At 40.5% G+C, this 21,121-nt stretch carries 21 protein-coding genes and 1 riboswitch; of the genes, 5 read left to right on the top strand and 16 right to left on the bottom strand.

Features of this window, described 5'->3' with window-relative positions; all coding sequences use genetic code 11:
* Nucleotides 1-3: 3 nt before the first annotated feature.
* The 5 genes from ACZ42E_RS03380 to speD all read right to left on the bottom strand — a co-directional run bounded on the left by ACZ42E_RS03380 (nt 4) and on the right by speD (nt 4,337).
* On the bottom strand, nt 4-582 hold the full coding sequence (locus tag ACZ42E_RS03380; RefSeq protein ID WP_464893049.1) for a UbiX family flavin prenyltransferase: 579 nt from the start codon (nt 580-582) through the stop codon (nt 4-6).
* 47 nt (nt 583-629) lie between these two features.
* The gene (locus ACZ42E_RS03375; protein ID WP_464893048.1) at nt 630-1,487 is read right to left on the bottom strand and encodes a UbiA-like polyprenyltransferase; all 858 of its coding nucleotides are present in this window, start codon (nt 1,485-1,487) and stop codon (nt 630-632) included.
* A complete protein-coding gene (locus ACZ42E_RS03370) occupies nt 1,474-2,922 on the bottom strand; it encodes a menaquinone biosynthesis decarboxylase (RefSeq protein ID WP_464893047.1) in 1,449 nt (482 codons plus the stop codon). The genes ACZ42E_RS03375 and ACZ42E_RS03370 overlap by 14 nt, the downstream gene beginning before the upstream one ends.
* A 27-nt stretch (nt 2,923-2,949) precedes the next feature.
* Nucleotides 2,950-3,714: a polyprenyl synthetase family protein gene (locus ACZ42E_RS03365; protein WP_464893046.1), complete on the bottom strand. Its 765-nt coding sequence runs from the start codon at nt 3,712-3,714 to the stop codon at nt 2,950-2,952.
* Between the two features lie 239 nt (nt 3,715-3,953).
* Nucleotides 3,954-4,337 (bottom strand): adenosylmethionine decarboxylase, encoded by a 384-nt coding sequence (speD, locus tag ACZ42E_RS03360; protein ID WP_464893045.1) that lies wholly within the window; start codon nt 4,335-4,337, stop codon nt 3,954-3,956.
* Between the two features lie 289 nt (nt 4,338-4,626).
* Here speD and ACZ42E_RS03355 point away from each other — a divergent pair, with 289 nt between their 5' ends.
* Together ACZ42E_RS03355 and ACZ42E_RS03350 are read left to right on the top strand one after the other, a co-directional pair.
* Nucleotides 4,627-6,846: a hypothetical protein gene (locus ACZ42E_RS03355; protein ID WP_464893044.1), complete on the top strand. Its 2,220-nt coding sequence runs from the start codon at nt 4,627-4,629 to the stop codon at nt 6,844-6,846.
* 1 nt (nt 6,847) lies between these two features.
* Complete coding sequence (locus tag ACZ42E_RS03350) at nt 6,848-9,022, top strand: hypothetical protein (protein ID WP_464893043.1); 2,175 nt, start codon at nt 6,848-6,850, stop codon at nt 9,020-9,022.
* 16 nt (nt 9,023-9,038) lie between these two features.
* Here ACZ42E_RS03350 and ACZ42E_RS03345 read toward each other — a convergent pair whose 3' ends face one another.
* The 4 genes from ACZ42E_RS03345 to ACZ42E_RS03330 all read right to left on the bottom strand — a co-directional run bounded on the left by ACZ42E_RS03345 (nt 9,039) and on the right by ACZ42E_RS03330 (nt 12,020).
* A complete protein-coding gene (locus ACZ42E_RS03345) occupies nt 9,039-9,887 on the bottom strand; it encodes an ABC transporter substrate-binding protein (protein ID WP_464893042.1) in 849 nt (282 codons plus the stop codon).
* 15 nt (nt 9,888-9,902) lie between these two features.
* Complete coding sequence (locus ACZ42E_RS03340; RefSeq protein ID WP_464893041.1) at nt 9,903-10,631, bottom strand: ABC transporter ATP-binding protein; 729 nt, start codon at nt 10,629-10,631, stop codon at nt 9,903-9,905.
* Nucleotides 10,632-10,636: 5 nt separating this feature from the next.
* The gene (locus ACZ42E_RS03335) at nt 10,637-11,317 is read right to left on the bottom strand and encodes an ABC transporter permease (RefSeq protein ID WP_464893040.1); all 681 of its coding nucleotides are present in this window, start codon (nt 11,315-11,317) and stop codon (nt 10,637-10,639) included.
* 69 nt (nt 11,318-11,386) lie between these two features.
* Nucleotides 11,387-11,507: riboswitch (molybdenum cofactor riboswitch) on the bottom strand.
* A gap of 90 nt (nt 11,508-11,597) precedes the next feature.
* Nucleotides 11,598-12,020, bottom strand: a complete 423-nt coding sequence (locus ACZ42E_RS03330; protein ID WP_464893039.1) for a MarR family winged helix-turn-helix transcriptional regulator — start codon at nt 12,018-12,020, stop codon at nt 11,598-11,600.
* A 268-nt stretch (nt 12,021-12,288) separates the two neighbouring features.
* On the opposite strand from ACZ42E_RS03330, the gene trpS reads away from it, so the two are divergent.
* The 3 genes from trpS (at nt 12,289) to rbr (ending at nt 14,431) form a co-directional block, all read left to right on the top strand.
* A complete protein-coding gene (gene trpS, locus ACZ42E_RS03325; RefSeq protein ID WP_464893038.1) occupies nt 12,289-13,281 on the top strand; it encodes a tryptophan--tRNA ligase in 993 nt (330 codons plus the stop codon).
* 154 nt (nt 13,282-13,435) lie between these two features.
* Nucleotides 13,436-13,870: a hypothetical protein gene (locus tag ACZ42E_RS03320; protein ID WP_464893037.1), complete on the top strand. Its 435-nt coding sequence runs from the start codon at nt 13,436-13,438 to the stop codon at nt 13,868-13,870.
* Between the two features lie 18 nt (nt 13,871-13,888).
* The gene (rbr, locus tag ACZ42E_RS03315) at nt 13,889-14,431 is read left to right on the top strand and encodes a rubrerythrin (RefSeq protein ID WP_464893036.1); all 543 of its coding nucleotides are present in this window, start codon (nt 13,889-13,891) and stop codon (nt 14,429-14,431) included.
* 50 nt (nt 14,432-14,481) lie between these two features.
* Here the strand turns inward: rbr and speB are convergent, their stop codons facing one another.
* From speB to feoB, 7 genes are all read right to left on the bottom strand, one after another.
* Entirely contained in the window at nt 14,482-15,348 is an 867-nt protein-coding gene (gene speB / locus ACZ42E_RS03310) for an agmatinase (RefSeq protein WP_464893035.1), read from the bottom strand.
* A gap of 2 nt (nt 15,349-15,350) precedes the next feature.
* Nucleotides 15,351-16,184, bottom strand: a complete 834-nt coding sequence (gene speE, locus ACZ42E_RS03305) for a polyamine aminopropyltransferase (RefSeq protein ID WP_464893034.1) — start codon at nt 16,182-16,184, stop codon at nt 15,351-15,353.
* Between the two features lie 116 nt (nt 16,185-16,300).
* Complete coding sequence (locus ACZ42E_RS03300; RefSeq protein ID WP_464893033.1) at nt 16,301-17,206, bottom strand: selenium metabolism-associated LysR family transcriptional regulator; 906 nt, start codon at nt 17,204-17,206, stop codon at nt 16,301-16,303.
* 12 nt (nt 17,207-17,218) lie between these two features.
* Nucleotides 17,219-18,142, bottom strand: a complete 924-nt coding sequence (locus tag ACZ42E_RS03295; protein WP_464893032.1) for a SufB/SufD family protein — start codon at nt 18,140-18,142, stop codon at nt 17,219-17,221.
* Entirely contained in the window at nt 18,129-18,875 is a 747-nt protein-coding gene (locus ACZ42E_RS03290) for an ATP-binding cassette domain-containing protein (RefSeq protein WP_464893031.1), read from the bottom strand. Before ACZ42E_RS03290 ends, ACZ42E_RS03295 begins: the two co-directional genes overlap by 14 nt.
* A 224-nt stretch (nt 18,876-19,099) precedes the next feature.
* Nucleotides 19,100-19,330: a FeoA family protein gene (locus ACZ42E_RS03285; RefSeq protein ID WP_464893030.1), complete on the bottom strand. Its 231-nt coding sequence runs from the start codon at nt 19,328-19,330 to the stop codon at nt 19,100-19,102.
* 14 nt (nt 19,331-19,344) lie between these two features.
* Nucleotides 19,345-21,117, bottom strand: a complete 1,773-nt coding sequence (feoB, locus tag ACZ42E_RS03280; RefSeq protein WP_464893029.1) for a ferrous iron transport protein B — start codon at nt 21,115-21,117, stop codon at nt 19,345-19,347.
* Nucleotides 21,118-21,121: the final 4 nt, after the last annotated feature.

The following is a 21,121-nucleotide window of genomic DNA, read 5'->3' as shown; positions in this document are numbered from 1 at the left end:
ATTTTAACTATACCTCTGATACAGGTCATTAGGTATTCTCATAACATCCAAAACTTTTCCCACTATAAAATCGACCATATCATCTATTGACTTTGGAAAATGGTAAAATGCTGGCATGGCTGGCACAACATATACACCCATTTCAGAAAGAGTAAGCATATTTTTGAGATGTATAGTGCTTAAAGGCGTTTCTCTGGGTACTACAACAAGCGGCCTTCTTTCTTTCAGCATTACATCAGCTGCCCTTTCCAGAAGATTCTTCGAAATTCCGTGGGCAATAGCCGATATAGTAGACATAGTACAGGGAATAACTATCATGCCGTCAATGAGAAAAGAGCCGCTGGCTACAGGAGCAGCTATATCAGCATTGTCATATACAAAAAGATTGCCTTTAAAATATTTTTTAAACACTTCCTCCATCGGGCCGGTAAAATCCCAGTTCATTTCCTGCTTAAGGACAATTTTAGCCGGGTCACTTACGATAAGATGAACTTCATAATTCCTTTCAAGCAATTCCTCAACCAGCCTTACTCCATAGACCGCGCCACTTGCACCTGTAAAAGCAACTACATATCTTTTCAAGGGTTTACCTCCTAAAATATAACCTTTGTAAACTATTTTTTCTTGGGCTAAACAAAAATATCCATAAGGGCAGCAGCAAATATTGTAATCCCTACATAGCGGTTAATAACAAATGAGGCAAAATTCACTTTTTCCAGATTCCCCGGCTTGACCAAGCTATGTTCATATATAAGTACCAGGGCTGCAAAAGCCACACCTAAATAATAATAAAAGCCAAGTTTTAAAAGCAAACCATTTAAAACAAAAAAAACTACCGTCAATATATGAAAAAGGGATGAAAACTTTAAAGCACCTTCTTCCCCAAAACGGGCTGGTATAGATTTTAAACCATAGGAGCGGTCAAATTCAATATCCTGACATGCATACATAACATCAAAGCCTGCAATCCAGAAAGCGACTGCCAATCCCAGGAAAAATGGCTCTAAATCAAAACTGCCGGTAACCGCAATCCATGAACCTATCGGACCTATTCCGATAGCCAGGCCTAAAATTAAATGACAACACCAGGTGAAGCGTTTAGTATAAGAATATATCCACAAAACAGCTACCGCCAGAGGAGCCAGTTTTACACAAAGCATATTAAGCTGATAGGCAGCATAAAAAAGCAAGAAGAAAAACACAAAAACAGCTATCCATACTTTTCTAACCGAAAGCTTGCCAGCAGCCATAACCCAGTCTTTGGTACGCGGATTGGCCCGATCAATCTCCCGGTCGATAAGCCGGTTCAAACAAAGTGCAGCGGTACGGGCACTGATCATGGCTACCGTAATCCACAATAAATCATGCCAGGATGGCATCCCCATAACCGCCAGAAAAGCCCCCAGATAAGCAAACGGCAAGCCAAAAAGGGTATGTTTGAAATCTATCATTTCCAAAAAAAGTTTTACTTTATCAGTCAAGGCCATATTCACTCCATCTTTGGTCGACTAAAGCCTTAATTTCCGGAGACATAACAATATCCTCCGGCCACTCCCGGTTATGCCCTTCGCTTCTCCACTTCTTGGTGGCATCAATACCCATCTTGGCTCCATATAGAGGCAAAGGAGCAGAATGATCCAGAACTTCTAAAGGACCTTCCATAATTACCGTATCGCGCCGGGGATCTACATTATTAAATACCTTCCACATCACTTCCGATACATTCTGCACATCTACATCCTCGTCCACCACAATAATAAACTTGGCAAACATCATCTGCCCCATTCCCCAGAGTGCATTCATAACTTTACGAGCATGCCCCGGGAAAGATTTGCGTATCGATACTATGACACAGTTGTGAAATACTCCTTCCATAGGTAAATGCATATCTACAATCTCCGGCAGCTGGAACTTTAAAAGAGGCAAAAATATGCGTTCTGTTGCCAGAGCTATATAACAGTCTTCCTGTGGAGGCTTGCCAACAACCGTTGCCGGATAAATGGCATCCCTCCGATAAGTTATGCACTTTACATGGAATACAGGGAATTCATCAGCCAGCGAATAATAGCCGGTATGATCCCCAAAAGGACCTTCTATCCTGGTTTCTCCCGGATTAACATAACCTTCAATCACTATCTCCGCGTCAGCAGGCACTTCCAGATCAACGGTTTTGCATTTTACCAGTTCAACCGGCTTTTTACGCAAAAAACCGGCAAATATCAGTTCATCAATATCCTTGGGCAGCGGAGCAGTTGCTGCATAAGTTATGGCGGGATCTCCTCCCAAAGCTACTGCTACTTCGGTAGGTCTTCCAAGCTTGCAGTTTTTGCGGTAATTTTCTGCCCCATCATGATGCATATGCCAGTGCATACCGGTAGTCCTGCTGTCATAAACCTGCATCCGATACATACCTGCGTTTCGCTTCCCGGTTTCCGGATCTTTGGTATAAACCTGGGGCAGGGTAATAAACCTTCCGGCATCTTTGGGCCAGCATTTCAAAATAGGCATGATATCCAGAGAAGGCTCATAATCTACCACTTCCTGGCAGGGAGCTTTTTTTACCATTTTAGGCATAAAAGAAGCCAATTCAGCCAGTCGCGGCAGCATTTTAACTTTATCCCACAGGGACAGGGGAACATTATCCTTTATATCAAGTATTTCACTTATCTCCTGTGCTATATCCTCCAGGTCCTTTACCCCTAAAGCCATGGCCATACGTTTTCGGCTGCCAAAAGCATTTATCAAAACTGGCATCTTAGAGCCTTTTACATTTTCAAAAAGCAAAGCCGGTCCATGAGCTTTGGAAACCCTATCAGTTATTTCCGTTATCTCAAGTTCAGGATCTACCTCAACACTTATTCGTTTAAGCTCCCCTTCACTTTCCAATCGGTCTATAAATTCCCTTAAATCTTGATAAGCCATATAATATCACTACCTCCAATAAAACCTTTATACAGCAGCGACTTTTTCCGCAGGCATATAAAGCAGGGCATATGATTCAGCAATAAGTTTATAAACATAGCTGGCAGTAACCTTGTTTTCAGGAGATATTCCCTTTAAAATCCTTATACTCTCATCAAGGTGGTATCTAATTTTAGACATGTACTCCTCAGGATTATCCAGAATATGAAAGCATATAGCCAGTCCCAGGTTATAGCCTAGTTCACCATAAGCTTCTTCATTTTCATCATTTTCTGACAGGCGAGAAGCAGAAAGAAAGGCAGCTCTAAAAAAAGGAGCATAGATATTGCAAATATTGTCTATAGGGTTGGCACCCATCTTATATTTGGCCGTCAATCCTTCACTTAGTTTACATATAAGGCTGGCAAAAATATCAACCAGATGGGCAGCATTTTCATCCAGAAGTAATTTTAAAATCTTTCCAAATATATAATCCCCCAGTAATATGGAAAAGCGCATTTCTGTATCATATTCCTGCCCTTCCTCATCATCTCTTATCTGTTCATGTATATAAATAGCCAGGTAAATATTCCTGAATATATTAGCCATGGCTATGCTTAAATCAGATTTTATACCTTTATACCGACAGGCACTCAGAACAAAAGCAGGAATAACCCGCCACAAAGGGTCCTGCTCCAAAAAAGCCACATATCTGTCTATCCTGTCTCTGCCCAAACCTACTGTCCTTTCAAAAAAGTCATCAAGCTTTTGCATTTCCTCTTCCAGGATGGCAGGCATCATATACTGCTTCACTTTATACTCCCCTCTTCCCCTGTAGACATTTAATTCTTCAGCTTAGCCAATATAATTATTATTTATTATAAATGAAAAGTCATTTTTATAGCTAGAAAAATAATTTATAATCCTCTAACCTGAAAGAAAATAAAAATAAAATAGACCTTACTCGTTTTCCTTTAACGAATAAGGTCTACTAACGGTACTTACTGCTCCCCTTTTTTAAGCTGCGTCGGTCAACTAAAATAGTATCCCTCCTAAATATTTACCACCAAGCGCTCTTCCTGGCCCTGTTCTATAATACCTCTTTTTACTTCCGTAGCGTTAACATATTCAGCACCAAAATGTTTGGCCAGATAGTTGCATGCATCCCACGGATCAACTTTTTCTCCGCAGGTAAATACATCTACGGCAGCATAACCTAATTCAGGCCAGGTATGGATCGCAAGATGGGATTCTGAAATCACAACGACTCCACTTACCCCTTGCGGACTAAATTTGTGAAAAACAAATTCTCTAACTTCTGCTCCAGCCTCCAAAGCGGCATTGATCATGATATCTTCTACCTTTTTGATATCATTTAATACCTCAAACTTACAACCATAAACTTCAGCTAAAATATGACGCCCTAAAGCCTGCAATAATGTCGCCTCCCTTCAAAAATTGCGTTTGGTTTCCCAAACCTCCTTCAATGCACAAGATACATGTAGAATTTTAGCACAAATGCATAGAAAGTCAACCATAAATTAAAATTTTCCTGCTCTATCAGCAAAAATAATTCCTTTTAAAGGATAATCATCTGTTTAAATCAAATTATATTCTTATCAAATATGATTATTAAGTTTTTTTCCTCGTTTTATTTTTGTATAATTAGCAAATGATTAATTAAGAGAAACTTTTTAATCTTTGTAAACAGGAGGCCGCCAGCTTATGAACATTAAACTTAAAACAGGCATCAGCTTATTTATATCTTTTTGGCTTGTAATTTCCTTTTTTATGCCACTTCCCGCCTCAGCTGGACCTGAGGATGAACACAAAAAAGCTGTAATAATCGTAATGGATTTTATAGATGTTTCTGACCTTCTAAATGCCAATACCCCTAATCTGGACAGGCTTATAGAAAAGAGTGCCACGGGCCTTATGAATGTAAGAGCCAAAAATACAAACCCTTCAAGTCCGTATATGTCAATCGGGAGCGGACTGAAAATAGGAACTGTTCCCAATGCCGAGTTATCTTTCAACAGCAATGAAAATATTGCTGTACTACCTTATGTTTTTCAAAATCAAAATGCTACTGTTAAAGCAAAAAATTTATACTTCACCTTTACCGGAAAGACACCTCCTGCTGAAGGAGTAGTAAACATATATATTGAAATGCTGAAAAATACTGCCTTTAAATATAAGCCTCCCTATGAACCTGGGCAAATAGGCAAAATAGCCCGTGAAAACGGCCTTAAAGTTGCCGTTATCGGTAATGCTGATACCATATCCATGCTCAACCGCAATATAGTGCTGATGGCTATGGACGAAAACGGCCAGGTTCCTCTGGGCAATGTAAGCCAAAATATCACCAGGGTTAATCCTTTGGTTCTGGGCGGTTTACAAACCGATCACCAGGCTATGCTTTCTTATATTAATAAATATTTACCGGAAAGTGACATCCTGTTTATCGATTTTGGAGATACCAGCCGGGTAGAAAATGACGGGATAAACGCAGCACCAGACATAATAGAAAAACAGCGCAAACAGGCTTTGGAACGCAATGACCAGTTGCTGGGGGAAATTTTATCTGCCATTGACCTTAACAAAACTATGCTCATTATTATGTCTCCCAATCCCAGCAAAAAAATGATAGAGGAAAACAACCTGGGATTAACCCCCATAATTGTACATTACCCGGAAGGCAAAAAAGGCCTCTTGACTTCTCCCACCACCCGTCGGGAAGGGATAGTGGTAAGTGGAGACATACTCCCTTCCATATTTTCCTTTTTTGATAGAGAAATAGTACCAGCCAGTCAAGGGATGCAGGTTATAGACAAAAACAACCACCTGAATGACCTGCAAAACAAGCTCCTTTTCTTTAAAAACTTAAGAACTAACCGGCTTCCTTTAAATATTACCTTTATGATCACAGCCATAGCTTCTATTCTGCTAGGCTATGCGATAACCAGCCGCCGCCAGAACCATCTCTATCAACATATGGATAAAGTCATCTTTACTGCTTTATGTATGCCAGTGGTATTCCTTTTCATAAGTTTTACCGGCTACCAATCCATTTTTATTTCCATAATATTAACTCTGCTTTTATCACTTTCCCTGGCTTTGATTTTGCTCAAAATTTTTGCTGACCGCTTAAAAGGGCTGTTTATCCTGACATCAGCTACTGCTCTACTGCTTATAATTGACATCTTTTCAGGCTCTGCCTTAATGCTCAATTCCCCCCTGGGCTCTGATGCCATAGCCGGAGGAAGATTTTACGGCATAGGCAATGACTATATGGGGATACTTATTGCCTCAGCAGTTGTAGCAACCTCTTTAGGAATTAATAAATTTAAAGCCCAAAACAAATTTATAATTATTCTATCTTCCCTCCCCTTGTTGATAGCTTCTCTGGCCATCGGCTATCCCGAATTAGGGGCTAATGTTGGCGGATTTATCGCTTCCCTGTTTACCTGGGGAGTTTTTGTTCTCGTTATGAGCCAGGATAAGCTCAACATCCGAAAAATTATAGTTACCGGCCTGTTATCTGTTTTTATTGTGGTAGCTATTGCCAGTCTGGATGCTTTTTTAAACCCCAATCCTTCCCATGCCGGAAGGGCTATACAAAGCCTTCTTAATGGAGGCAGCCAGGCCTTTTTATCCATAATACGCATAAAACTGGGAATCCTCGCCAGCACTGTACTCCATTCTGTATGGACTTTGGTACTCATTATAGAAATAATACTTCTTTTCTTATGCAAAAATAAAAATATTCTAAGCCGTATAAAAAGTGAATATCCCTTTATAAACAAAGCCATAACCATCCTTATGGCAGCGGCAGCAGTCGTTTTTGCAGTAAACGACACCGGAGTAATAGCAGCTTCCTTTATACTTTTGTATTTATTCTCACTTTTATGGCTAACTACAAAAAAATTGAACCAGGTGAATTAACATGAATATGGGAAAAATATGGACAACAATAATATTAACTATTGCTCTTTTCATGTTTTATCCTTTTACCCCAGCCATGGCACAGGATAAACCCGAAAAGACATATGACAAAGTCATAATCTATATGGTAGACAACCTGGCTTTAAACGATATAAATCCGGATACCACCCCATTTTTATGGCAAAATCAAAAAAATTGGGGGATAGGCTTATTAAATACTTCCTCGGCCAAAAACCGTACTGTTAAAAACGCCTGTGCCACCTTATCAGCCGGTAAGCCTGCTCTGGGAAGCAACTATTCCCAGCTTAATTTCAACGCTTCAGAACTTATAAACGGAGAAAAGGCAGGAGATATATTTTTTCGCAATACGGGATTAAAACCGGATATGGAAAATGTGGTAGTTATTTCTATTATTTCCGTTAAAGATATCAATGCAGAACAAAACACGGGTGAGGTAGGAATCTTAGGGGAAAAAATAAAAGCTCAAGGTTATGCCACCCTGGTTGCCGGCAATGCTGACAGGGTCGGATATCATGTAAGATTAGCCCCAGTAATACTTATGGATAAAAGAGGACTGGTTGATAAAGGAAGCATCGATAAATCTACCAATACAGCTGATCCTGAACTTCCTTCCCTTATATGGACTGATTACAGCTCTCTTGAAAAACAGGTTAAGGGAATAAAAGGCAAAACCGTAGCCCTTATAGAATATGGAGATCTTTACCGGCTGGAATCCATGGCCTCGCTATTTTCTCCAGCTGAATACAGCCAAAAAAGGCAGGAGATATTAAGGAAAATTGATAATTCCATTGCCTCTATCGAAAAAAGCCAGCAGGGGAACACCGCCAGCTACATAATAAACCTCAGCCCTTCCAGGCAGGGCAATGACCCGGAAGCCCTGCTCATGCCTGTCTTTATTAAAAAAGCAGGTTATAAAGGGCTTTTACAAAGTTTCTCTACCCGCCGGGAAGTGGTCACCCTAGAAAACCTGCACCTTTCAATATTAAATAGTGTGGGGGCAGAAACAGAAGATCCTTTATATACGGAAAAAAATCAATTTCCCATCCAGGAATTAAAAAGGATAAACCAGCAGGCTGCTTTTAATTTTGCAAACCAGGCACCAGCACTTGCTACTTATGCCCTGCTGGCTGTCCTCGCGCTTTTTCTGGCTATTTTATATCTAAGCAGAAAAAAATCGGAAAAAAATATTTTAATCTTGCTATCTTTTCCCCTGGCCATACCGGCAGTGCTGCTTATTATGCCTTTATTCAGGATACACAACCTTTTCCTGTTTATTCTTTTATCACTTGTCCTGGCTGCCTTTCTGGTCAGCGCAAGCCTTATTTTACACTCAACAGCCGGGATTAATCCTCTTTTAACCATAGCTGCCTTAAACATACTGCTTATAATCCTGGATACCCTGCTGGGATTCAATCTGGTCAAAAACTGCATCATGAGCTACCAGCTTATAAACGGCATTCGCTATTATGGAATCGGCAATGAATATATGGGCATACTTATAGGCTCAGCGATAACTTTTTCAGTACTCTCCACTACCGGATACCCGGCCAGGATTTGCCAGATCTTGTCTGCCATCCTGTTTGCCGTAACTATATTTGTTTTAGCCTTCCCCAGGCTGGGAATTAACTTTGGAGGCACTATTACCGCCTGTGTAGCCCTGACTTATGCCTGGCTTAACATCAACAAACTTGATAAGAAACATCCTATAAAAACCAAAAACGCCGCTATCATTATGCTTATTACTCTTATGGTTATATCTGCGATGATTATAGTTGACCTTAAACAGCCAGCTGCTATGCAGTCTCATATAGGGAAAAGCATAAGGGCAATCATGGAAGGAGGATGGCTGGCCTTTACAAACATAATTCATTCCAAAATGCTCCTTCATCTGCGGGTAATAAACTATGCCAAACTGGGATGGCTCTTCCTGGCTCTGCTTACAGCAGCAGCCGTTATTATTCTAAAACCATCCCCGGTTTCCAAAAACCTTAAGCAAACTGATCCCCTTATTTTTATCGGCATACAAAGCCTTTTGCTGGGTGCGATAACCGCGTTGATTTTCAATGATTCTGGAATAATCCCAGCTAGTTATCTTCTCTGGTTTGCAGCAACTCTTTTCATATACACGAAAGCCACCAAAAAAGAGGAGGTTTAAGCGCCTCCTCTTTGCTTCATTCAGCATCCGGAACAAAAAGGGACTTTCCATACTCTTTTGTTCCAAACTCCCTTATCAGGCCCTGTCCCTCAGGTCCGGTTATAAACCTTATAAATTTTTCTGCTCCCTCATAATTGACATGCGGATTTTTCTCCTTATTTACAGCAATTACACTGTAGCTGTTAAATAACCTTTCATCTCCCTCTATCCAAACTTTTAATCCTATCTTCCCTTTCTTGCAAAAATTCAAATAAGTTGGTTCATCAGTTAGAACATAAGCGCCTTTTTCATCTGCTATAAGAAGAGTTTCTCCCATCCCCTGGCCGGTTTGCATATACCAATTCCCTGCCGGCTTTATCCCAGCTTCCTGCCATAAAGCAAGCTCTTTCACATGAGTTCCTGAATTATCAGCCCGGGAAACAAAAAAGCTTTCCTTTTCCGCAATCTTTTTTAAAGCGGTTATTATGTCATCTTTCTCATCAATCCTGGCTGGATTATCTTTTGGCCCTGCCAGCACAAACCTGGTTTTCATGACCGGATGCCTTTTTACTCCCCAGCCTTTCTCTATGAATTCTTTTTCTGCCTCCGGTGAATGTACAAGAAGCACATCAGCCTCTCCTTTTTCTCCCATTTTAATAGCCTGCCCGCTTCCTACAGCTACCACTTTGACTTTAATGCCATGTTCTTTCTCGAAAACAGGAAGCAAAACATCTAAAAGCCCTGAATCCTGGGTACTGGTAGTGGTAGCCAGAAGCAGTTTTTCTTCCCCTGCAGATTTATTTTGGCATCCAGCAGCTAGAGGCAGAAAAAAAATACCCGCAGCTATAAGAAAGATTAAAAATGGTTTATGAATCTTAAAAACCATTTTTTATCTCCCCTTTCAATAAACCATAGTCCCCGTCAAAAAGGCTTTTGTCGCAGGCTGTATGGGAGAATTAAAAAATGCTTCCTTATCACTTTTTTCCACTATTTTTCCATCTATCAGCAAAATACACTCATCAGCTATGCGCTGTGCCTGAAACAGATTATGGGTTACCATGATAACCGTAGTACCATAAACCGAAGGCAATTCCCTAATTATTTTCTCAATAGCCTGTACACTTCCAGGATCAAGATTGGCTGTCGGTTCATCCAAAAACAATATTTTCGGTTTTAAAGCTAAAGCCCTGGCAATAGCTATCCGCTGCATTTCACCGCCTGACATCCTGCAGGCTGTAAAATCTTTAAAACCCTGCATACCTACAAATTCCAGGACTTCATAAACCCTTTTCTTAATCTCTTTTTCAGGTATTCTTCTCAATTTAAGCCCATAAGCCAAATTTTGATATACCGTTCCCCTGAACATCAAAGGTTTTTGAAAAACCATGCTCATAAGCCTTGCTATTTTTAGATCCCTTTCTTTTTGCACCTTTTTTCCTTTAAAAAATATGCTGCCTCTATCAGGTTCTTCCAAAAGATTCAAAATCCTGAGCAGAGTAGTCTTTCCTGCTCCATTAGGCCCCAGGAGTGCATAGATAGTTTTTTCATCTATTTGCAGATATTCTATATCAAGGACTATCCTTTCGCCATATTTTTTTATTATATTCTCTACCCGCAAAATCTCGCCCATAGACCTTACCTCGAAACATTTCTTAAATCGTCAATATTCAAAAGAACTATAAAGCTTATTATAAAAGATAGAGAAAGCAGTATGATTCCTAAAGCCGCTGCCATTTCAAAATTTCCGTTTCTGGTTTCCGTTACAATAGCGGTAGTAAGCACCCGCGTACTATAGCGCATATTGCCTCCCACCATCATAACAGCTCCTACTTCGGCAAAAGCCCTGCCAAAACCAGTCATAACCGCAGATATAATGCCAGATCGAGTTTCAGACAGAACTTTTAAAATCGCCTGATGATGACTAGCCCCCAGGCTTAAAGCATGTTCATAAACCAGCCTTTCTTTGGCAGCTACCGCTGAGGCTACCAGTCCTGCCACAATAGGCAAAACCAGAATACACTGAGCAATAATCATCGCTGCAGGGGTAAAAAGCAAATTAAGGCTTCCCAAAGGGCCACTGCGTGATAAAAGAATAAACACTAAAAGGCCGGCCAGAACTGGAGGCATGGCCATGAAGGCATACAAAAGCTGCAGAAAAAAATTTCTGCCTTTAAAAGGGCGAAGAGCCAGATAAGCGCCCAGGGGAATAGCTACAAGCGAACTTATAACCGTTGCCGAACCAGATACCAGCAGGGATAAAAAAACAATCCCCGCTATTTCCTCTCTTTGCGCGATTAATACAGCCATGGTATCCATAAACCTTTTCTCCCCATCTGCAATAAAAAAGCCAGGCACTTAAAAATACTCGCCTGGCACCTAAAGGCTAACCATAATACTAGCTCTCCTTTCCAAACACGGGAGGCACAGCCGTTTCCAGCCATACCCATCGGTCTATAATCCTTAGTCTAAAAACCTTAGGATTATAAACTCGGCGAGCTTTTTAACCTATAAGATTTTGTCGATATTTAGTAATCATTCTACATAGAAAAGGAAAATCCTTTTTTAATTTTACAGATTTTAAAAATTTAAACCTTTTTTACTCCAATCCGTTTATTATATTGTTTAATCCGTGTAAAAATTCTTTTTGATTTCCTTCTCCGAGCAGTTCAAACAGGTGAGCATTAAACTCACTGGCTAAACTTTCAATTTTTTCGGCAATCTCCTTGCCTTTATCGGTTATAAAAACCCTTATGGCACGACGATCCTGGGAATCAAGCTGCCTTTCTACCAGGTTGTCTTTTTCCAGTTTATCAACCAGAACCGTCATGGAAGAACTGTCAATCAAGGTGCGGTTGCCTATCTCCTTGAGAGTTAAGCCATTTTCCCCCAGAAGGCAGCACAAAATAAACGATTGGGGGATACTTATGCCATAACCTTCGAGCTTTTCACTTAGGTGTTTGTCAATCTTTTTCATAGCCGCCCGCATATTAAAGCATATATAGCTTGATAAATCGTTCATAAATCAAACTCCTTTACTCAAATTTTTTGAACTTTAAATTCTTTATAATTATATTATTACACCTTTTTATTATGTGTAAACATAAATTACTTATTAAAATAAATTTTTATCCCCCAGACAGGCTTGCATTCCACAGTTTATAATGTTATTTTAAAAAAGTCGTACAGTCAAATATATAATTTTTTGAGCCTCTATATACAAAAATTATATCCCGAAACTTTACACTTTAAAACTATATCTACCCAAAAACAGGAGGTTAATATAAAAAATGCCAAAAACAAGAAAAAGGATATTAACAGGTGACCGCCCTACCGGAAGCCTTCATCTGGGGCATTATGTAGGAAGTTTAAAAAACCGGGTCAAACTGCAGGATGAATATGAAAGTTATATTATAATCGCTGATGTGCAGGCCCTCACTACCCACTGGGAAAAAGGCGAAAGCCTGTATCAAAGCGTAATGCAGATAGCCTCTGACTATCTGGCTGCTGGACTTGACCCGGAGAAGGTAACGATTTTTATCCAGAGCATGATACCGGAAATACATGAACTTACCATGTATTTTTCCATGTTTACCTCCGTAAATGTACTGCGGCATAATCCAACTATAAAAACTGAAGCTGCCCAGCACGGCTTCAGTGAAATGACTTACGGCTTCCTGGGCTATCCGGTAAGCCAGGCAGCAGATATTACCATATTTAAAGCTGATCTGGTGCCGGTAGGGGAAGACCAGATTCCCCATATCGAATTTGCCCGCAAAATCGTACGCCGCTTTAATGAACTTTATGCTCCTGTACTGGTCGAACCTCAGGCCATGGTGGGAGAAGTGCCGCGCCTTATAGGACTTGACGGGCAGGCCAAGATGAGTAAAAGCCTTAATAATGCCATATATCTGTGCGATACTCCGGAAGAAGTAAACAAAAAAGTATGGAATGCGGTAACCGACCCGGCACGGATAAGAAAGAATGATCCCGGACATCCTGAAGTATGCACCGTTTTCGCTTATCACAAGATTTTTAATCCAGCAGAAGTAGCAGCCATTGAAATTGACTGCCGGCAGGGGAATATAGGATGTGTAGCCTGCAAGAAAAATCTGGCTAATAAAATTAATGAACTTCTATCTCCCATGCACGAAAGGAGACAAAAATACAGCCCTGACGATATTAAAGATATACTGCGCGATGGCACCTTAAAAGCCCATGCAGTAGCCAAAGAAACCATGGAAGAAGTAAGAGAGGCCATGAAGATTGCTTATTTTAAATAATTCAGGGATTTGCTACTAAAGGGGATTAATTTTCCCCTTTAGTTTTATTAAGCTGTTTTAACAGGCGAATAAAAAATAATTGCCAAAAATATTTTAAAAGCTCTATTATTTATATTAAAAAGCCTAAATTACCGCTTAAAAGGGGTGAAAAAGATTGACAAACCTTCCAGAATTCGAGCTTAAATTCCTGCGCACCGAAAAACACCTGCTTCTTCCTAATATAACCGCTATAATAACTGCCCAGACCCTTTATGATATCCTCTTTCAATACTGTATAACACCGGAAAAAGAAGAAAAGCTCAAATATTTCATAGATAAACTGGAAGCCCATATAAAAAGCAAATCCAGCACCCCTTTCTCCATGCCCTACAGGGATCTGGAATTTTTGGAAGAAGGGCTGCAGGAGCTGAGGCTTCTTAACTGGATGGAGGCAGATATTGCCTTATTTCAAATTAAAGGTTATAATGCAGATAACCTGTCAGAGGAAGAAAGTGAAAATATAACTGAATTTTTGAATCAATTTATGACCTGCAAAAAAGCAAGCCTGGATACCATCTATGTATACCCTGCCTATCTCACGAGATTTTAGAACGAAGGAGGAAGGATTATGAAAGATCTTAAGGGAACCAGGACGGAAAAAAACCTGTGGGAAGCTTTTGCTGGGGAATCTAAAGCCCGCAACCTGTATACCTTCTTTGCCAGCCAGGCTGATAAAGAAGGATACAAACAGATAGCTGCCATCTTCCTGGAAACAGCAGATAATGAAAAAGAACATGCGAAAAGGCTTTACAAATTTCTGGTAGGCGGCTCTATACCGGCAACTGAAGAAAACCTACTTAAGGCTGCCCTGGGGGAAAACCACGAACATACCAGCATGTATCCTGAATTTGAAAAAATAGCCAGGGAAGAAGGCTTTGATGAAATAGCCGATGTATTCCGGGAAATTGCGGAAGTAGAAGAAGAGCATGAAAAACGCTTCAGAAAACTTCTGGAAAATGTTAAAAATAAAACGGTCTTCAAAAAAGATCATCCTGTAAAATGGAAATGCCGCAACTGCGGTTATGTTCATGAAGGTACAGAAGCTCCCGAAATCTGCCCGGCCTGTGCCCATCCGCAAAGCTATTACGAAGTGATGTGTGAAAATTACTAAATAAGAATATAAAAAAGAGGGTAAGCCTTATAAACTTACCCTCTTTTCTCTTAATAAGCCAGCAAAACTTCTCTTAAAATCTTGGCCCCTAAAAGGGAAGTATTGTCATTTTGTTCATAAGGGGGAGATATTTCCACCAGATCAAATCCAACTATGTCAAGATCTCTTAAGGCCAGCAAAACCTCAAACAATTCCCGCGAAGAAAAACCTCCCGCTTCCGGAGTTCCCGTACCGGGAGCAAAAGCAGGGTCCAGAACATCAATGTCCAGGGTTATATAAACCTTGCGCCTGCCTACTCTCTCCTTAACCTCTTCCACCGCGGAAGACAGCCTGTTTAGATACATATTAGTATTAAGCACTGCATATTCCATTTCTTCCCGGGTACCGGAACGAATTCCCAGCTGATAAAGATTTCCCGGGCCTATTATTTCTACCACTTTGCGCATTACCGTGGCATGGGAAAAACTTTCTCCCAGATAATCAAGCCTTAAATCAGCATGAGCATCAAACTGAATTACTGCTAAATCCGGATAAAATTTTTTATAAGCCTTTATCAAAGGCAGGGATACTAGATGTTCCCCCCCTAAAGCAAAAACCTTCTTGCCGGATTTAAGAAAAAAAGAGGCAACTTCTTCTATCCTTCTTAAGCTCTCCTCAACATTACCGTAAGGTATTGCTATATCACCGGCATCATAAAAACTTATATCTTCCAGCGACTTATCTTGATATACGCTGTATTCTTCTATTCCTTCCGAAACCTCCCGTATGCGAAAAGGTGCCAGCCTGGTTCCCGGCCTGAAGCTGGTGGTAAGATCCATAGGGATACCGATTATAACCTTTTCACATTCATCCAGCTTATCCGAGCTGGCCATGAAAGCAGCTTTTTTTTCTAAATAAGGTACAGCAAAGGAATTCAACTTTATTCATCTCCCTCAATAATCTTCTTAACAAAAGGCGGAAGCTTGAAAGCTGCTTTATGCACTTCAGGCGAATAATATTTTAAATCCGCATTCTCGTAAACAAAATCTATCTCTTCTGGATTATATTTTTTGGAACCAACCGTAAAACTCCACAGTCCACTGGGATAAGTAGGTATGCTCGCCAAATAAAGCTTGCATATAGGGAATACATTTTTTATACCTGAAAAAGCCATCTTTATAACATCTTTATTATAAAAAGGAGATTCGCTCTGGACTACCAGCATGCCATCATCTTTTAGAGCTTCATAAACATCCCGGTAAAAGTTCTGAGAAAAGAGTTCGACAGCCGGACCTACAGGTTCTGTGGAATCAACCAGGATTACATCAAAAGTATTTTTATGCTCTTTAACAAATTTCACTCCATCATCTACTATTACCTCAGCCTTGGGATGGTCAAAAGAACAGGCCAAAGCAGGGAAAAAGTCACGAGCTGCCTGTATAACACGTTCATCTATTTCTACCAGAGTTCCTTTTTTTACTTGGGGATGATTTACCACTTCCCTTAAAGCTCCGCCATCTCCGCCACCTATTATGAGAACCTTTTCCGGATGGGGATGAGAATTTAAAGCTATCTGGGTAATCATCTCATGGTAGACAAACTCATCTACATCAGTAGTCATGACCATGCCATCCAAAAGAAGCATTCTGCCAAACTGTTCAGTGTCTACTACAGCCAGATGCTGAAAAGGAGTCTCTTCATTCCTTAAAGTAGCTTTAACTTTACAGGAAAATCCCAAATTAGGTGTCTGGTATTCAGTAACCCAGAGTTCCAAATATCCTTCCTCCTTTATGCCATATTTCATTAAGCCTTTAAACAATAGAATTATTATATTCTGAGCTCTTTTAAAATGCAAACCTATTTTTCCCCAACTTTTCAAAAAAAATGAGCTTAGGAACCTAAGCTCTGCCCCTGTTCTTTTATATAATTTAGAAAATCCTGCACTGATTTGCGGCGTGATTTTTGCCTGGGATATATCACATAAAAAAACCTTTTTACTTTAGGGTTTTTAATTTTTAATACCTTTATCTTTCGGTAACCATCGATATTATTAAGTGCCCATCTGGAAACTATGGATATACCCATTCCTGATTCCACCACCGCCAAAACTGCTTCCGTACTGCCTGCTTCCATGTAGATATTTAAATCATCTTTTTTAATATCATAAGCCAATAAAAGTTCTTCTACCGCCCTGCGGGTTCCGGATCCCTTTTCCCGGAAAATCCAGCGTTCCTGTAAAATATCCTTTACATCTACTTCCTCTTTTTTAGCTAAGCTATGACTATCAGGTACAATAACCACCAGCTCATCTTCCAGCCATTTAAAACCATCTACCTTGCGGTTATTTATCCAGCCCCCTACAATACCTGCATCCAGCTCTCTTTCCGCTATACGGCCAAAAATCTCCTCCGTATCCCCTATATCCATACTGATGCTTATATGCGGGTTTTCATCCTTAAAATTCTTTAAAATAGAAGGCAGGATATACTGTCCCGGTATAGTGCTGGCACCTATAAAAAGTTTGCCTTTACGGCTCTCAGCTATTTCTTCCATAGCCTTTTCAGCTTTTTCCACGGCTTTTAAAACTTCCCGCGCATGCTGATACAAAACTTCGCCCGCTTCAGTAGGTTTAAGCTTTCTTCCCGACCTTTCAAGAAGCAAAACTCCGTACATATCTTCCAGAGCCTGTATCTGTTTGGTTACAGCCGGCTGGGAAAGGCCAAATTCTTCTGCCGTTTTGGAAAGATTCTGTGTCTCAATAACCCTGATATAGGTTTTAAGTAGATTAATATTCATATATTCACCTGCCTATCTTAAGAAACCATTTAATATAGTTTCAATCGCTTCTTTTTCCGTAAGCCCCAGCGACATAAGCTTTATCAGCTGTTCTCCCGCAATCTTGCCAATAGCAGCTTCATGAGTAAGAACCGCATCCGCATCTTCTGCTATCAGAGCCGGAATAGCCTTTATTTTGGCATTGTCCATTATAATAGCATCACATTCTACATGTCCAAAACAGGCAGTTTTTCCAGTGAGAGAAGCCTTAAAAAGCTGTATGGAAGCATCCTGGGCCACTGACCTTGATAAAATTTGGGCACTCCCATTTTTGCCTTCAATATATATATCAATACTAGATTGGGCATTTTGCTCCCCATGGGTCAAAAGCCGTTCTATAATCTTCAAACTGGCATTTTCTCCAATATAAGCCACCGTAGTCCGGGAAGTATCATCTACCCCTCTTATCTGCACCATCTCCAGTTCAGCACTGGCCCCTTCTTCCAGCCTTATTACCGCATAAGGGTTCAAAACTTTTTTTCCGGTGCTTTTTCCCTGTCCATAATGTTTTTCTACATACTTTAAGTGGGCTCCCTTTTTCACTATTATCTCATGTATGCCGTCATGCCTTGATTCACTATGGCTTTCATTATGTATGCCACAGCCAGCAATTATAGTAGCGTCAGCATCTTCCCCCACTATAAAGGTATTGTAAACCTTATCCTTAAAACCTGGCCTGGTCAAAATAACCGGCACATGTACCTTTTCATTTTTGGTGCCTGGCTTTATCTCTACCACCAGTCCCCCGTGCTGCGGATGCGAACTTATCTTTATATTGGAAGAAGAACTTCTTATTACCGCTTCACCATCTTTGCGGATATTAACTGCCCCGGAAGGAATACCATCAATATCCGCCACTGCTTTTAAAATTTCCACATCCAGGCTACTTAATTCCATATACCATTTCTCCTCTACATTCCATTCTCCGCTTGCATTCTATCTCATCTTTTATAAACGGCCAAACCTCTTCCGGACGTCCTATTACATCAATTACCCCGTCTTTTATAACTATTATCTCATCACAAACCGGAAGGACATTTTCATTATGGGTAATAATAATCGCCGTAGAATCCGGACTTTCTTTATAATTGCTCATTATTATGTGAATAAGCTTTTGTATGGTCCACAGGTCAACTCCAGCCTCCGGTTCATCGAAAATGCTCAACTTAGCTTTTCTGGCCAAAACCTGCGCTATCTCAAGCCTCTTTATCTCTCCACCGCTTAAACCTGCATCCAGCTCCCTTTCCAGATAATCTTCGGGACACAAACCGACATCCCGCAGGCTTTTGCGCATAAGGCTCTCATCCATATCCGGATTGGCAATCTTAAGCAAATCCCGTACCGCAATCCCTTTGAACCGGGGAGGCTGCTGAAAAGCATAGGCAATCCCTTTTCTGGCTCTTTCAGTTACGGAAAGATTTCCTATTTCTTCTCCATTAAAATAAATGCTTCCTTCCGTATGCCTGTATATACCCATGATAACCTTGGCCAGCGAGGTCTTGCCTCCCCCATTAGGACCGGTTATACCGTAAAGCTTTCCCGGTTTAAACTCCACATTTATGCCTTTTAATATTTCCTTATTTTCCCCGTTGCCTTCCAGGGCCATTGTTATATTTTTCAGTACCAGCATTTATTTTCCTCCTAATTTTTCTGCTACCTGAACTATTATAATACATTTTATCATTACTTAAAGTTATGCTACAACAAACCTCTGATTAAAAAAATTTTACCGCAGCTGTGGCGAATATTCAAAATTATTTGTTAAATTGATTACTTTTCTTCATACATCATAATACCATAAACTTATAATTTTGGTTTTCAAATTTTTATTTATATATAATAAATAGCCTAAATTTATTCTTCCAGCAACTCAACTTCTACTGCTTCCGCCATACCCCGCCCCAGAGCTATCTTGGAATTGCCTATCTGCAATACCAGAGGCCCGTTAAAGGGATGACTGGAAACCAGTTTCAACTCCGTTCCCGGTATCAGGCCTATTTCAAAAAGCCTTCTTTGACCACTTACCCCTTTTTTGATCTCTTTTACCCTTGCTTTTTGTCCTGGACGCAGTTCTGCCACCTTCATTCTATCACCCCTTTTTATGCTGGCAAAATAAGATTAAGCATAATCCCTACTGTGAAAGAAGTAAAAAAACCAAGCATCAATATCTTTATAAGCCCCTTTACCCCTATCTCCCTTATCGTCATTACCATTACCGGCAGACAGGGAAGGGAAAGGGCTATCATACTTATGGCAATAGTAGCTTCTCTGGGCGTCAAATTCAAATTAAGCAAAACCAGAGGTGCCAGATAACGCTGAAATATGGTCACCAGCACAGCTACAAATGCCTCAGCTGGAATACCAAACAAAAATCTGGTAAAACCCTCAAGACTTTTAAAATATTCTAAAACTCCAGATTCTATCAAAGCCCTGATGATAATACTCATAACCAGTAAAAGCGGCAGTATTTCCGTGAAAAATCCTGAAAAGCGCATCTTAATCTTATTCCAGACATTCTTTCCCAGGGGTATCCTGAGGGGCGGAAGTTCATAAACAAAAACTTCTTCCCGCGGATTTAGACGGCTAAGTATCAGCCCCAGCGCCATTAAGGTCGTGAGCATTGTGAGCATAATAACCAGCAGGGATGCATTAAAGGCACTTATAACTGATGTTAATATGCCCAGGGTAGCTGCACAGGGTATAACAATACTTAAAAGGGTTATAATGATAAACCTCTGTGTATAATCAGGCATTATGCGGGTAGCCAGAACCGCCGGTGTACGACATCCAAACCCCAAAGCCAGCGGAATTACCGCCTGCCCTGATACCCCAAAACAGCTCCCCACCCTTTCCAGCGCTACTGAATAACGCGGCAAAAGGCCAGTATCTTCAATTACCGACATAATAATGCTTACCATCAACATGGCTGGCATTATTATAGTAAAAGGGATTATCAATCCTTCCGGTATCGCCCTGGCCAGTATATTGCCCAGCATGCCCGGAGGCAGGATATCCAGAATAAAATCAGACAAAAATTTATTTACCGGTTCCAGCACCAGGCTTATAGGCCCTTCGCTGAAGTTTATAAATTTCAGCAAGACCAGGAAAGCCAGATAAGCAAATAGAAGAAGCAAAAAAGTCCCTACAACAGGCCTGTCTATGATATCCTGCACCCTGTCCAGTATAAGCTTTTCTTTTTTCGCGGTTTCATATACCACCATGCCAGCAATGGTTCTTGCCTTTTCCGCTCTTTTAAAATGGGCCAGGGTAGCACATTTTACTTCCGGAATCGAACACCTGGTACACTGTCCGGCACAGCCCATAGTATTATCCAGAGCTACCATCGAAATGTTCTTTGCTTCATCCCTTACTCTCAGGTTTCTTGTCACATCATGCTGCTTCAAAATAAGGTTTTGCAGTTCAAGCAAACCTTCCCCGGTAGCAGCTGAAAAAGGTACTATCGGAACCTTAAGCAGTTTTTCCAGCATTTGTACATCAATCTTCATTCCCAAACTCCTGGCCCGGTCTATCTGGTTGAGGACTACAATTACCGGCAAGCCGGTTTCTATTATTTCCAGGGTAAGAACCAGGTTTCTTTCCAGATTGGCCGCATCAACAATATCTAAAACCAGGCCAATATCTTTATTCTCCAGAAGCTCTTTTACCGCTTTTTGTTCATCACCATCAGAAAAAAGCGAATAGATACCCGGAGTATCATAAAGGGTAAAATTTTTGCCTGCCAGTTTCATAGAGGCTTCATATATATCAACCGAGGTTCCGGGATAATTGGATATAAAAACCATGCTCCCCGTAAGCCGGTTCAGCACAGAACTTTTTCCTACATTGGGATTACCCAGCACAGCAATATACATAGGC

The organism is Thermosyntropha tengcongensis, from assembly GCF_055381335.1.
The sequence above is the reverse complement of the archived record's forward strand: the minus strand, read 5'-3'. Positions and strand labels throughout refer to the sequence as shown.

Excerpts from the sequence above, each read along its gene's own strand:
- feoB (WP_464893029.1), bottom strand. The coding sequence starts at position 21,117 with ATGTATATTGCTGTGCTGGGTAATCCCAATGTAGGAAAAAGTTCTGTG.
- ACZ42E_RS03355 (WP_464893044.1), top strand. The coding sequence starts at position 4,627 with ATGAACATTAAACTTAAAACAGGCATCAGCTTATTTATATCTTTTTGG.
- ACZ42E_RS03285 (WP_464893030.1), bottom strand. The coding sequence starts at position 19,330 with ATGAAGGTGGCAGAACTGCGTCCAGGACAAAAAGCAAGGGTAAAAGAG.
- rbr (WP_464893036.1), top strand. The coding sequence starts at position 13,889 with ATGAAAGATCTTAAGGGAACCAGGACGGAAAAAAACCTGTGGGAAGCT.
- ACZ42E_RS03370 (WP_464893047.1), bottom strand. The coding sequence starts at position 2,922 with ATGGCTTATCAAGATTTAAGGGAATTTATAGACCGATTGGAAAGTGAA.
- ACZ42E_RS03350 (WP_464893043.1), top strand. The coding sequence starts at position 6,848 with ATGAATATGGGAAAAATATGGACAACAATAATATTAACTATTGCTCTT.
- ACZ42E_RS03375 (WP_464893048.1), bottom strand. The coding sequence starts at position 1,487 with ATGGCCTTGACTGATAAAGTAAAACTTTTTTTGGAAATGATAGATTTC.
- ACZ42E_RS03295 (WP_464893032.1), bottom strand. The coding sequence starts at position 18,142 with ATGGAATTAAGTAGCCTGGATGTGGAAATTTTAAAAGCAGTGGCGGAT.
- ACZ42E_RS03290 (WP_464893031.1), bottom strand. The coding sequence starts at position 18,875 with ATGCTGGTACTGAAAAATATAACAATGGCCCTGGAAGGCAACGGGGAA.
- ACZ42E_RS03345 (WP_464893042.1), bottom strand. The coding sequence starts at position 9,887 with ATGGTTTTTAAGATTCATAAACCATTTTTAATCTTTCTTATAGCTGCG.
- ACZ42E_RS03335 (WP_464893040.1), bottom strand. The coding sequence starts at position 11,317 with ATGGATACCATGGCTGTATTAATCGCGCAAAGAGAGGAAATAGCGGGG.
- ACZ42E_RS03330 (WP_464893039.1), bottom strand. The coding sequence starts at position 12,020 with ATGAACGATTTATCAAGCTATATATGCTTTAATATGCGGGCGGCTATG.
- ACZ42E_RS03300 (WP_464893033.1), bottom strand. The coding sequence starts at position 17,206 with ATGAATATTAATCTACTTAAAACCTATATCAGGGTTATTGAGACACAG.
- ACZ42E_RS03340 (WP_464893041.1), bottom strand. The coding sequence starts at position 10,631 with ATGGGCGAGATTTTGCGGGTAGAGAATATAATAAAAAAATATGGCGAA.
- trpS (WP_464893038.1), top strand. The coding sequence starts at position 12,289 with ATGCCAAAAACAAGAAAAAGGATATTAACAGGTGACCGCCCTACCGGA.